Origin of the sequence: Pseudomonas sediminis (assembly GCF_002741105.1) — a bacterium.
Taxonomy (GTDB): domain Bacteria; phylum Pseudomonadota; class Gammaproteobacteria; order Pseudomonadales; family Pseudomonadaceae; genus Aquipseudomonas; species Aquipseudomonas sediminis.
On the sequence record NZ_NIQU01000010.1, the window covers coordinates 1 to 11,734 of the forward strand.

13 protein-coding genes are annotated in these 11,734 nt (G+C 62.1%); 4 read left to right on the plus strand and 9 right to left on the minus strand.

Annotated elements, in window-relative coordinates; all coding sequences use genetic code 11:
- From CDO35_RS20100 to CDO35_RS20130, 7 genes are all read right to left on the minus strand, one after another.
- A partial coding sequence (locus CDO35_RS20100) for an NAD(P)-binding domain-containing protein (protein WP_158233729.1) occupies window positions 1-392 on the minus strand: 392 nt, incomplete at its 3' end.
- A 47-nt stretch (window positions 393-439) separates the two neighbouring features.
- Window positions 440-1,699: a TRAP transporter large permease gene (locus tag CDO35_RS20105; protein ID WP_099526387.1), complete on the minus strand. Its 1,260-nt coding sequence runs from the start codon at window positions 1,697-1,699 to the stop codon at window positions 440-442.
- Window positions 1,696-2,259, minus strand: coding sequence for a TRAP transporter small permease (locus CDO35_RS20110; protein WP_243699113.1), 564 nt, complete (start codon window positions 2,257-2,259; stop codon window positions 1,696-1,698). The genes CDO35_RS20105 and CDO35_RS20110 overlap by 4 nt, the downstream gene beginning before the upstream one ends.
- Complete coding sequence (locus CDO35_RS20115; protein ID WP_099526388.1) at window positions 2,259-3,233, minus strand: TRAP transporter substrate-binding protein; 975 nt, start codon at window positions 3,231-3,233, stop codon at window positions 2,259-2,261. The genes CDO35_RS20110 and CDO35_RS20115 overlap by 1 nt, the downstream gene beginning before the upstream one ends.
- 107 nt (window positions 3,234-3,340) lie before the next feature.
- Entirely contained in the window at window positions 3,341-4,105 is a 765-nt protein-coding gene (locus tag CDO35_RS20120; protein ID WP_099526389.1) for an SDR family NAD(P)-dependent oxidoreductase, read from the minus strand.
- Window positions 4,106-4,170: 65 nt separating this feature from the next.
- Window positions 4,171-5,169 (minus strand): transketolase family protein, encoded by a 999-nt coding sequence (locus tag CDO35_RS20125; RefSeq protein WP_099526390.1) that lies wholly within the window; start codon window positions 5,167-5,169, stop codon window positions 4,171-4,173.
- On the minus strand, window positions 5,166-6,017 hold the full coding sequence (locus CDO35_RS20130) for a transketolase (RefSeq protein WP_099526391.1): 852 nt from the start codon (window positions 6,015-6,017) through the stop codon (window positions 5,166-5,168). The genes CDO35_RS20125 and CDO35_RS20130 overlap by 4 nt, the downstream gene beginning before the upstream one ends.
- A 194-nt stretch (window positions 6,018-6,211) precedes the next feature.
- Here CDO35_RS20130 and gcvA point away from each other — a divergent pair, with 194 nt between their 5' ends.
- Window positions 6,212-7,111, plus strand: a complete 900-nt coding sequence (gene gcvA / locus CDO35_RS20135) for a transcriptional regulator GcvA (RefSeq protein WP_099526392.1) — start codon at window positions 6,212-6,214, stop codon at window positions 7,109-7,111.
- A gap of 258 nt (window positions 7,112-7,369) precedes the next feature.
- Window positions 7,370-7,996 carry a LysE family translocator gene (locus CDO35_RS20140; protein ID WP_099526393.1) on the plus strand — a complete coding sequence of 209 codons (627 nt, stop codon included), beginning with the start codon at window positions 7,370-7,372 and terminating at the stop codon, window positions 7,994-7,996.
- 15 nt (window positions 7,997-8,011) lie between these two features.
- Here the strand turns inward: CDO35_RS20140 and CDO35_RS20145 are convergent, their stop codons facing one another.
- Window positions 8,012-8,311: a chorismate mutase gene (locus CDO35_RS20145; RefSeq protein ID WP_099526394.1), complete on the minus strand. Its 300-nt coding sequence runs from the start codon at window positions 8,309-8,311 to the stop codon at window positions 8,012-8,014.
- A 382-nt stretch (window positions 8,312-8,693) separates the two neighbouring features.
- Between CDO35_RS20145 and CDO35_RS20150 the strand changes: the two genes are divergently transcribed.
- Complete coding sequence (locus tag CDO35_RS20150) at window positions 8,694-9,239, plus strand: hypothetical protein (RefSeq protein ID WP_099526395.1); 546 nt, start codon at window positions 8,694-8,696, stop codon at window positions 9,237-9,239.
- Window positions 9,240-9,384: 145 nt separating this feature from the next.
- Window positions 9,385-9,945, plus strand: a complete 561-nt coding sequence (locus CDO35_RS20155; protein WP_099526396.1) for a type 1 glutamine amidotransferase domain-containing protein — start codon at window positions 9,385-9,387, stop codon at window positions 9,943-9,945.
- Window positions 9,946-9,957: 12 nt separating this feature from the next.
- On the opposite strand, the gene CDO35_RS20160 is transcribed toward CDO35_RS20155, so the two are convergent.
- Window positions 9,958-11,631, minus strand: coding sequence for a sensor domain-containing diguanylate cyclase (locus tag CDO35_RS20160; protein WP_099526397.1), 1,674 nt, complete (start codon window positions 11,629-11,631; stop codon window positions 9,958-9,960).
- Between the last annotated feature and the right edge of the window lie 103 nt (window positions 11,632-11,734).

Sequence of the window (11,734 nt, forward strand, 5' to 3'; positions counted from 1 at the left end):
AGCGAGCCGGCGATGGCGCCTGCGGTACCGCCGGAGACCGGGGCATCGACGAAGCGGCGTCCCGCTGCCCTCACCCGCTCGGCGATGCGCTCGACGGCAGCGGGTGGACAGGTCGCCATCAGGCAGACGATGCCCTTGTCGGCCAGTGCCTCCAGTGCGCCGTTGTCGAACAGCACCTGCTCGGCCTGGGCGGCATTGACCACCATCAGGATCAGCACATCGGCACCGCTAGCGGCAGAGGCGGCGTCGGCGGGCTGCCCGCCAGCCTCGGCAAGCGTGGCAAGCGCCGCGGGGTTGAGATCGATACCGCGCACAACGTGGCCGGCGGCGAGCAGGTTCTTGGCCATGGGTAGGCCCATCGAGCCAAGCCCGGCAAATGCAATCGTAGTCATGGGTATTCCTTGCATAACGCCCCCAGCACAGCCGGGGGGCGCATCGATCAATAGAGGGTGAAGGCAGGCACGAAGGAGACCAGGCCAAGCACGATGATCGCCACCAGGTAGAACGGCCAAAGTTCGCGTACCACTGCTCCAACCTTCTCGCGCGAAATCGCCGAGGCGATGAACAACGTGGTTCCCACCGGTGGGGTGAACAGGCCGATGCTCAGGTTGACCACCATCATGATGCCAAGCTGGGTCAGGTCGAGACCGATGGCGTTGCCGATGGCGACGAAGGTCGGCCCCAACAGCAGGATCGCCGCCGGCAGGTCGAGGAACATGCCCACCACAACCATGATCAGGTTGAGCATGAGGATGACCATCCACGGCGAACTTAGGGTTCGTGCTGTCCACTCGGCCACGGCGGTCGGTATCGACTCGACGGTCAGCACATAGCCCACCAGGTTCGATGCGGCGATCACCAGCATCACCACACCGGTGGTGATCGCGGTGTGTACCAGGGCGTCGTAGAGTCGGCGCAGGGTCAGGTCGCGATAGACCAGCATGCTCACCATCAAACCGTAGAACACCGCCAGCACGCTGACCTCGGTCGGCGTGGCGATGCCGGCACGCAGCAGGATCACAATGAAGGCAGGCATAGCCAGTGCCGGCGCTGCCGCAACGGTCACGCGCAGAACGCCCTTCAAGGTGACTTCACTGGCTAGCCGCTTGAAGCCACGCAGACGGCCTGACAGGTAGCAGGTCAGCATGAAGCCGACGCACAGCAACAGCCCCGGCACCAGGCCGGCGAGAAACAGCGCGGCAATCGACTGGTTGGATACGGCGGCGTAGAGAATCAGCGGAATCGACGGCGGAATCAGCCCGGCGATGGTCGCCGACGACGCGGTTGCGGCAGCGGCAAAGGCGCCCGGATAGCCCTCGCGCTTCTGCCAGGGAATCAGCATCGAACCTAGCGCCGAGGCCTCCGCCACGGCCGAACCGGACACCCCGCCGAAGACCGTCGAGCCGACCACCGTGACCTGGCCAAGCCCACCATGGAAGCGTCCGACCAGCATGGTGGCGAAGTCGATCAGGCGCTTGCCCAGCGTACCGCCCATCATCAGGCTGCCGGATAGCATGAAGAACGGGATGGCCAGCAACGGGAAGCTCTGCGTGGGCTGAAAGATCTTCACGATCGCCGCCACGCTGGGTATGCCGCCGACGGTGACGGCCGCAATACCCGAGCTGATCAGCAACGCGTAACCGACCGGCAATGCCAGCGCCAGCAGCACGGCGAATACCAGAAGCATCATGAACGTCATACGTCGTCCTCGATTTGATGTGCGCGCACAGCAAGGGGATCACCGGCGTACAGCAGGTGAACCAACGTGGTGAGTGCGGTGAGAGCCAGGCCGATAAAGCCAGCGATCATGGCCAGATACGCCCACTTGGCCGAGATACCTGTGACCGGATAGATCTCGCCACCGGTAATCTCGATCACGTCGAGGCCAACCCAGGCCAAGTAGAAAAAAGTGGCACAGATCAACACCTGATGGCCGATCAGCAACGCCCGATTGCCACCCCGTCCGATCCAACCCTGGATGGCGGTGACGGCAATATGCTGACCACGTTGAGCGGCAAGCACGATGCCGCCCATCACCAACCAGGGGAACAAGAGGTTGGGCACCTCGGTGGGCCAGCCCATGCCCTGGTTGGTCAGGTAGCGCACCACCACCTCGGCCATCAGAGATACGAACATAGCCACCAGCGCCATAATCACGACCGCCACGCTGGCGGCCACGATTGCGCTGTCCGCCCACCTCGCCATCCGCGCCAGAGCGCCGAGCTGCAACGCGTCGTTGCCAGAGGTATGGGCATTCATCATTGCTTACCCGCTTCCGAAACGATCAGTTCCACCAACTCGGGGTATTGCTTCGACCACTTGTCGTAGACCGACTTGGTCTTGGCAGCGAATGCGGCCTGGTCGATCTCGTTGATCTCTACGCCAGCCTCGGTCAGCTTGGTACGCAACTCTATATCAGCCGCCAGCGACATCTCGCGATTGAGTTTGCCGGCCTCTGCAGCGGCCTCCTTGATCGCTGCCTGGTCGGCCTTGGATAGCGAGGCCCAGATCATCTTGCTGGCCAGCAGCGGCGTGGTCTCGTATTTATGCCCAGTCAGCGAGATGTACTTCTGCACCTCATAGAGCTTCGAGGAATAGATGTTCATCAGCGGGTTCTCCTGGCCATCGAACACGCCCTGCTGCAGGGCGATGTACAGCTCGGAGAAGGCCAGCGGGCCGGGGTTGGCGCCCAGCGCCTTGAAGATATCGAGGGTCATGGCATCCGGCGGCGTGCGTACCTTGATGCCCTGCAGGTCTTCGGGCTTCATGATCGGATGCTTGTTGTTGCTGGTGTGGCGGATGCCGTTATCCCACAGCGCCAGTACTACCAGTCCCTTCTTATTAGCGGCCTCGTCGAGCTTGGCGCCGACCGGCCCATCGACCACTTTGTAGGCATGTTCAAGGTCACGGAACAGGAACGGCAGGCCAACCACGTTGAACTCTGGCACCACGCCTGCCGTGCTGCCCTGAGAGTTGGTGCTGAATGCCAGAGTGCCCAAACGCATGTTAGTGAGCGATTCGACATCATCGCCGAACTGCGCGCTACCCCCCACCTCGACCTTGACCCTACCCTCGGTCTTCTGCTCAACCAACTCGGCGAACTTCAGAGATGCCACCGCCTTCGGGTTGCCTGGCGCGGCGTTGTGGGAGAGGCGCAGCACCTGCTGTGCCCAGCTGGTGGAGGCAGTAGCCAATGCAAAGGTTGCGGCGACAGCAATCAGTGTCTTTTTCATGAGCTTTACCTTGCGTTTCTTATTGATATTGTCTGCATGTGTTGCTTGTTGCAGGTTGTGCGTACGAGCTCTTTAGCAGTGCCCGCACGCGGCCAACCCGGTGCTGCTCAACCGTGGATGAGCATGCCACCATTGACGTCGATCACCGCTCCGGTGATGTATGCCGATAGGTTCGAGGCGAGGAACAGATAAGCACCCGCCACCTCCTCGGCATTACCGAGACGATTGAGCGGGATGCTGGCGGCAATCTCGGCCTTCTGCTGGTCACTGAGCTTGCCGGAGCTGATGTCGGTCTGGATCAGGCCGGGGGTCACGCAGTTGACGCGGATATTGCTCGGGCCAAACTCGCGCGCCATGGCCTTGGCCAGGCCCAGTACACCAGCCTTGGCTGCCGAGTAGTGCGGGCCGCCGAGGATACCGCCACCGCGCTGTGCCGATACCGAGGACATGCAGGCGATCGAGCCACTGCCTTGCGCCTGCATGTGCGGAATGACGGCCTGAGATAGATACAGCACGCCACGCAGGTTGACGTCGAGGATACGGTCCCAGCTCGCCGGGTCGATTTCCAGGGTCTTCACCGGCTGAGTGATGCCGGCATTGTTGATCAGCACATCGATACGACCGAAATCAGCGATTGCTCGCTCAGTGGCCTTGAGGCAAGCGTCCTTGTCCGCCACGTTGCAGGCATAGCCACGATGCTGCGGACCAATGGCAGCGGCAGCTTCGACGGCAGCGCCTTCATCCAGGTCGAGAATCGCCACCTTGGCGCCGTGGCTGGCAAACAGGCGAGCGGTGGCCAGGCCGATGCCACGAGCTGAGGCCGCACCGGAGATCATGGCGACCTTGCCATCGAGAAGAAGAGCGTTGTTCATACAAAATATCCCTACAGTGGCGCCGGCAACCGGCGCTTGGAAAATGGTTTGGCGTGGCGCTGTGTTCAGCCCAGCCAGCCTTTGATGGTGGCCGACATCGCTTCGGTGGAAATCCCGTAGCGGTCGTGCAGGGTCGGCAGCGCACCGGCATCGAGGAAGGCATCGGGCAGCGCAATCTGGCGAAACTGCGGGGTCACGCCGGCAGTCAGCAACGCCGTTGCGACGGCTTCACCGAGTCCACCGACCGTACTGTGGTTTTCCGCCACCACAACCAGGCGTCCGGCGCGGCCTGCTTCACGCAGAATGGTCGCTACGTCGAGCGGTTTGATGGTCGGCACGTGCAGCACGCCGACGTCGACCTTGTCCGCTTCCAAGGCTTTGGCCACTTCCAGCGCGCGCATGGTCAGGATGCCGGACGAGATCACCAGCACATCACGGCCGTCACGCAGCATTTTGGCCTTGCCCAGTTCGAAGCTGTAGCCGTATTCATCGAGCACTAGCGGTACGTTGCCGCGCAGCAGGCGCATGTATACCGGGCCGTTGTGATCGGCGATCTGCGCCACGGCTTGCTCGGTATCAAGGGCGTCGCAAGGGTCGACGATGGTCATGCCAGGGATGCCACGCATCAGCGCGATGTCCTCGGTGGCCTGGTGGCTCGGGCCGTAGCCGGTGGTAAGGCCGGGCAAGGCGCAGCACAGCTTGACGTTGAGATTTTCCTCAGCGATCACCTGATGCACAAAGTCATAAGCGCGGCGAGTACCGAACACCGCGTAAGTGGTGGCGAACGGGACGAAACCTTCTTTGGCCATGCCGCCGGCCGCGGCCATCAGCAGTTGCTCGGCCATGCCCATCTGGAAGAAGCGGTCCGGGTAGGCCTGACCAAACAAATGCAGGTCAGTGTATTTGGCCAGATCAGCGGTCAAACCCACGATCTCAGGGCGATTGGCAGCCAGCTCGACCAGGGCCTTGCCGAATGGTGCTGCCTGAACGCGCTGCCCTTCGGAAGCAATCGACGCGATCATCGCCGAGGTGGTCAGGCGTGGTTTCTTGGCGGTAGTGCTCATTGGGCAGCTCCCTGGGCTTGATCAAGAACGTTGAGGGCTTGCTGCCACTCGGCCTGGTCGACACGGATGAAGTGGTTCTTCTCACGTGTTTCCAGAAACGGCACGCCCTTGCCCATCAGGGTGTCGCAGAGAATCACGCGCGGCTTGGCCTCGGTGAGATGGCGCGCGGTATCGAAGGCCTTTATGACTGCTGCGAGGTCGTTGCCGTCGACACGTTGAACATGCCAGCCGAACGCAGCCCACTTGTCAGCGAGCGGCTCGAAGCCCATGACCTTGCTCGAAGGACCATCGGCCTGCTGGTTGTTGATGTCGACCAGGCAGATCAGGTTGCCCAAGCCATGGTGAGCTGCGCTCATGGCTGCTTCCCAAGTCGAACCTTCGTCCAGTTCGCCATCGGACATCGAGTTGTAGACGAATGCTGGGTTGCCCTTCAGGCGCAGGCCGAGCGCCATGCCAACAGCAATAGGCAGGCCTTGACCGAGCGAGCCGCCCGACATTTCCATGCCTGGCGTGTAGGTCGCCATGCCCGACATTGGCAGGCGGCTGTCATCGCTACCGTAAGTCTCGAGCTCTTCTTCGGGGATGATCTTCGCTTCGATCAGTGCCGCATAGAAAGCGATGGCGTAGTGACCGTGGGACAGCAGGAAGCGGTCGCGGCCTTCCCAGGTTGGGTCCTCGGGACGCAGGTTCAGCGCATGGCAGTAGGCCGTCGCCAGCACATCGGCGTAACCCAGTGCCTGGCCGACGTAGCCCTGCCCTTGCACCTCCCCCATCTGCAGCGCAAAGCGGCGGATGCGGTAGGCGCCTTCGGCAACCCTGGCGTGGACGGAAGAATTATTGTTCTGCACGCAGTTCTCCTTGATATGGCCCGGCGCATGATGCTGTCGGTGCCTCATTCATCTCGCTTGGAGTTCGAATCTCCAGGCCTGCCAAACAACTCGATGAGGCGCTTGGCGAGTGAGAGAAAGCCTATTCCCTTGATTTTTTGAGCTCAAACGAATAGTTAAGGCAGATAGATGAATTGAGCTAATGTGAAAACACCATGCACAACCGAGTTTCCTTCAAGTCAATTCAGGCCTTCGAGGCCGCTGCGCGCCTGTCTTCCTTTGCCCTGGCAGCGGAGGAGCTCTTCGTCACCCCCTCGGCGGTCAGTCATCAGATAAAGCTGCTGGAGGAGCAATTTGGTGTTCGCCTATTCCATCGCGTGCATCGCGCGGTGGTGCTCACCGATGCCGGACGGGTGTATGCCGAAGAAGTCTCGGCGGCATTTGCCAGAATCGACATGGCGACTCGCGAACTGGGGCGCACCGCCAAAAGCGACATCCTCACCGTGCACTCGACACCCAGTTTCGCGACCCAATGGCTGATGCCCCGTCTAGCCCGCTTCAGCGCGCTGGAGCCCGATATCGACGTGCGGCTTAACGCGTCCTACCCGGCACCGACCGACCTGCTGACACAAGGCGTGGACATCGACATCCGCTACGGCATGAAACGGCTGCAGCCTGCCGGAACCATGGTGCTGCCCTTCCCCGCAGAGACCATCGTGCCGCTCTGTGCGCCATCGCTTGCACATGGTCCACAGGCGATCCGCGCCCCGGAGGATTTGCGCCATCACACCTTGATTCATAGCGAGGTGTGCCTGATTAGTTGGCGCGACTGGATGCGGCAACATCGCAAAGTGTCGCTGGATATCTCGCGCGGGCCTCGCTTCGATCGCTCGTTCATGGCCATCAGTGCAGCCGTGGATGGCTTGGGGATATGCCTTGAAAGCCTGCTGCTCGCGCAACGCGAACTGGCCAGTGGGCAGCTAGTCGCACCGCTTGGCCTGGCAGGGCCCAAGGTACAGGGCTACACCTTCAACATCCTGCGCTCACGGGCGGAGCTGCCGAAGATACGTAGTTTTCAGGATTGGCTGTTTGGCGAGCTTGAGGGCCAATCCTGAGAGGCGGCGTTTCATGGCCCGGTTCGGAGCATCGGTGGTCTGATCAAAACGCCCACGCTCAACGAGCTGTCACTCCCCTTCCCGCCCATGACACGCAGTCGCTCGTTCGTAGTTGCTCGAACAATTCCCTTCTGTATTTGCCATTCGGCAGTTGTGTCGCATTCCCGGCCGCGATGGTTTGCCCCGGCCAATTACGCTGCGTTAGTGTCGGCCGTCCCTGGGGGCGGAGCCCTCGTTCATTTCGGCATGGAGGTGTGCATGTTCCCTATCGATACCTGGCTGGCTTATACGGGCGCCTGCATTCTGCTGGTGCTGGCTCCCGGCCCGGACAATCTGCTGGCGGTGGCGCGCGGGCTCGGCCAGGGCCGCTTGGCCGCCATCGTTTCAGGTATGGCGTCGGGCACCGGGATTCTGTTTCACGTGTTGGCGGCGTCGCTGGGGCTGACGTTGCTGATGCAGACCTCGGAGCTGGCGTTCTGGCTGATCAAGTGCATCGGCGCTGGTTATCTGCTCTGGCTGGGCATCAAGGTGCTGCGCACGCGCAACCTGATCAGCTTTCGCTCCGTCACCCGGCAGTCGCTGCCGAGCATCTTTCTCACCGGTTTTCTGTCCGCCGCGCTCAACCCCAAGCCGGGCTTTTTCGTGTTGGCGTTCATCCCGCAGTTCGTCGATCCGCAGCGTGGCTCGGTGAGCATGCAGATGCTGGTTTACGGCCTGTGGTTCGCGGTGCTGACGGCTGTGGGCTTCGCGCTGATGGGTGTGTTCGCCACCTCGCTGTCGCGCTATCTGGAGGCTCGGCCACGGGTGGTGAAGGGGTTGAACCTGGGCGCCGGGATGACCTTCGTAGCCTCCGGCGTATCGGTGGCGACGCTGAGCCAGCGTTAGGCTCAGCGTCCGCGTTCAGGCATCTGCGCTCAAGGCGGCATGGGTACGCAGTTCTTCCTCGATGAATGCAGCGATCATCGCACGGTAAACCTGCTCCACAACCGCTGCCGAGGCGCCACGCTCATCGGCCAGTGTGCGCACCTTGGCGATGACCTGCTCGACGCGCGCAGGGGCGCGAACGTCTGCACTGTCTTTCTTGAAGCGCGCCGCCTGAGCGACGAAACCGCCGCGCTGGGCGATGAGGTCGACCATGGCGCGGTCAATCTGGTCGATGCGCTCGCGCACCTCTTCAAGGGAATTGCATTGCACGTCCATATGAGGATTTCCTGTGGTGGTTCGAATGGTGCAACCACGTTAGTCAGCATGGCGCCATGCGTCCAGCGCAACTGCCCGACGTTTTTACGCGGCGGGCGCTGGCTGTGACGCGTGTCTCTGGCAGGTGATCAAGCCTGCCCCGCCAACAATGCTCGATGCGATTGCGCACGCTGCGCTCGGCGCGGTAGAGCCCGCTATCGCTGTGCGGCAGTTCAGCTCTGAGGTGGCGACGCCATGGTGGCGGCTGGGCTGTCACGCGCCGTGCGTGGCATGCCGACCCGATAAAAACAGTGAATGACTGGAGGGCCTGCAGTCTAACTAGTCAGCCCCCACGTGGCTGCTCGTCTGCCGAGCAGGCCCAACTGACAGTCGAGCACAGCCCATGAAACGCGCCCGAATCATCACCTCGGAATTACACGATCTGCAGAGCGAGCAGCAGGCGGAGTTGATGATTTTCGGCACACCGAAGGAGCGGCTCGATTTCTATCGCCGAGAAATTCAGTACGAAGCCAGTATGCTGGCCGGGCGTACCAATTCGTATCTGACGGCGCAGTCGTTTCTGGTGATCGCCTATGCATCGTCCATGGCCAACCTGAATGAGAACTGGGGGGCGCTATTCACCTTGGTGGTTCCGGCGCTGTTCACGCTGCTGGGCATCATCAGTTCACTGCACGCCTGGCCGGGGATCAGGGCCTCCGCGACGATCATCGAGCACTGGTACTACAAGCAGGAGCAGCTGCTGCGCAGCGATCCCGAGTTCGGCCATGCCTATGACGACTCACCGCTGTTCAGCGAGAAGGAGGCCAGCCGGGAGAGCACTTACAAGTCGCTGCTGTTCTTTCTGCGCTCGCCCTGGCTGTTCATCGTTTTCTGGAGCGTGCTGGGCGTGTTTTCGATCTGGTTGCAGTTGCCCTCGGCGAATCTGTGACCCGCCGCAAACGAGCCTGATGGAAGCCATCGCCCGCCAATCAAGTCGAACTTCTGCCTCTTACACCTTTCAATCCTGATACATGCCGCGTTCACCAACGCGACCACTCACCGCGCCGTGCGGCGCATCAGCGGAGGTATCGATCATGAGTTCGAATCTGCAAGGCAAGAAGGTGCTGTTCATCACCGCCAACACGGGCATCGAGCGCGACGAGCTGCTCAAGCCGATGCAGGCGTTGAAGGATCAGGGCGCCAGCGTCACCCACGCCAGCGTCAAGGGTGGCGAGGCGGAAACCTGGCTGCAGGACAGCAAAAAGGACGTCAGCGTGCAGTCCGACACACAGATCAAGGGAGTGGGCGCGGCGGATTACGATCTGCTGGTGATCCCCGGCGGTACGGTGAACGCCGATAACCTGCGCCAGGATGAAGACGCGCAGCGCCTGGTGCAGGAGTTTCGTGATGCCGGCAAGACGGTCGCGGCGATCTGCCATGGCCCCTGGCTACTGATCGATGCTGGCGTGGTGCCAGGCAAGGTGCTGACGTCGTATGCCAGCGTGCGGCTAGATCTGGCCAATGCCGGTGCGAGCTGGGTAGACGCCGAGGTGCAAGTTTGCCCAGGGCAGAACTGGACGCTGATCACCTCACGCAACCCCGACGATATTCCTGCGTTCAACGAGGCCATCAGCCAGGCGTTGCTGGCGGCCTGAGCCAGCCTCCCGTCAATGATGCTCGATGCGATTGCGCCCGCCGCGCTTGGCGCAGTACAGGGCGATGTCGCTGCGCGACAGCGCGGCCTCGACGCTGGCATCGCTGGCATTGAGCGAGGAGATGCCAACGCTGACGGCGAGGAAGATTGGCTCCCCGACGTGCACGATCGGCGTCTTGGCCAGTTCGTTCTGGATGCGGGTGGCGAAGTGCATGGCCTGGTCCAGATCCGCTTCGCTGAGCACCACGGCGAACTCTTCGCCGCCCAGGCGCCCGGCGGTGTCGGTCTTACGCAGCTGGGTGCAGAGAATCGCCGCGAAGTGACGCAGGGCCTGGTCGCCGACGTTGTGGCCCCAGCGGTCGTTGATGGTCTTGAAGTAGTCTAGGTCGAACATCAGGATCGCCGCGCTCTGCTCGGGGCTGCGTTGCAGGCGCGCCAGTTCGGCTTCAAGCTGGCGCATGAAATGCCGACGATTGGCGAGCTGGGTGAGGAAGTCGGTAGTGGCGAAGGCCTGCAGCTCGGCTTCGATCTGCTTGCGTTCGGTGACGTCGGTCATGAAACCATGCCAGATTACGCTGCCGTCCTCCTCGCGGCGCGGGCAGGCTTCGCCTTGGCACCAGGCGATTTCACGCCCCGGTACCTGCACGCGAAACTCCAGATACCAGTCCGTCAGTTCTTCGGCCGATAGTTGCAGGGAGTCGATGAAGGCCATGCGGTCGTCCGGATGGACGATGGCCGTCAGCGCCTGAGCGTCCTGCATCAGTTGCATCGCACTGAGCCCGCAGATGGCTTGCGCGCCGGCGCTGACGTAGGTGAAGGCAGAGGTGCCGTCGGCCTGCCGGCGGAACTGGAAGACCATGCCGGGGATTTCATTGGTCAGGTCGGTCATCAGGGCCGCAGTCTGCTGTACCTGATCGGACAGGCGGCGCATGGCGGTGATGTCGGTGGTGGTACCGATCATGCGCAGCGGTTTGCCGTGCATGTCGCGCTCGACCACCTTGCCACGGCTGCATACCCATTTGTACTGGCCGTCGCGGCAACGCAGGCGGTGCTCGACTTCATAGGCGTCAGTGCGCTGATCCAGATGCGCCTGGATGGTAGCGCGCACGTAGTTGAGGTCAGCCGGGTGCACGCGGGTATAGCTCTCTTCGATGCGATTGCCGATTTCGTGGTCGGCATAGCCGAGCAGCGCCTTCCAACTGCTGGAGTAATGGATGTCGCCGGTGGTGATGTCGCGGTCCCAGATGCCTGTACCGCTACCGGCGATGGCCAGTGCCATGCGCTGCTCGCTGGCATGCAGGGCGGCGACTTCATGGCGCTGGCGGGCCTCTTGCGCTTCGCGCGCCAGCAGGTCGAGGGCCAATGCGGCGAAGTCCTGCAGGGCTTCCTGCTGCTTGGCGTCAAGCGCGCGGGGCGGGTCGAAATGCAGATACAGCGTGCCGAGCCTGACGCCCTCTTGCATCTGCAAGGGCCAGACCAGGGTAGTGGGTGAGGTTTCGCGAGTGTCGATGAGCTTCGCCAGACGAGCGTCGCTCAAACCAGGGCTGGCCCAGATATGCCGTGCAGACCCGACGCCGGAGACCAGCGCGGCGGCCGAGTCGAAATACCGGCTAAGCAGGCGCACGAAGCCATCGAGTCGCTCATCATTGGCGCTGGTGGGCGCGTTGACCGAACACAGGGGCTGCATAGTGATTCTGCTTGGATAGAAACGCGGAAGGCGCTTGATATTGATACGCCATTAGCGCGCTGGCGTCTAATCCTTCGTGCACCTAAAGCCGCTATTCATCAGC

Bases quoted from the DNA above. Each gene is read 5' to 3' on its own strand.
- CDO35_RS20105 (WP_099526387.1), bottom strand. From the start codon at position 1,699: ATGACGTTCATGATGCTTCTGGTATTCGCCGTGCTGCTGGCGCTGGCA.
- CDO35_RS20110 (WP_243699113.1), bottom strand. From the start codon at position 2,259: ATGAATGCCCATACCTCTGGCAACGACGCGTTGCAGCTCGGCGCTCTG.
- CDO35_RS20115 (WP_099526388.1), bottom strand. From the start codon at position 3,233: ATGAAAAAGACACTGATTGCTGTCGCCGCAACCTTTGCATTGGCTACT.
- CDO35_RS20120 (WP_099526389.1), bottom strand. From the start codon at position 4,105: ATGAACAACGCTCTTCTTCTCGATGGCAAGGTCGCCATGATCTCCGGT.
- CDO35_RS20125 (WP_099526390.1), bottom strand. From the start codon at position 5,169: ATGAGCACTACCGCCAAGAAACCACGCCTGACCACCTCGGCGATGATC.
- gcvA (WP_099526392.1), top strand. From the start codon at position 6,212: ATGCACAACCGAGTTTCCTTCAAGTCAATTCAGGCCTTCGAGGCCGCT.
- CDO35_RS20140 (WP_099526393.1), top strand. From the start codon at position 7,370: ATGTTCCCTATCGATACCTGGCTGGCTTATACGGGCGCCTGCATTCTG.
- CDO35_RS20145 (WP_099526394.1), bottom strand. From the start codon at position 8,311: ATGGACGTGCAATGCAATTCCCTTGAAGAGGTGCGCGAGCGCATCGAC.
- CDO35_RS20150 (WP_099526395.1), top strand. From the start codon at position 8,694: ATGAAACGCGCCCGAATCATCACCTCGGAATTACACGATCTGCAGAGC.
- CDO35_RS20155 (WP_099526396.1), top strand. From the start codon at position 9,385: ATGAGTTCGAATCTGCAAGGCAAGAAGGTGCTGTTCATCACCGCCAAC.
- CDO35_RS20160 (WP_099526397.1), bottom strand. From the start codon at position 11,631: ATGCAGCCCCTGTGTTCGGTCAACGCGCCCACCAGCGCCAATGATGAG.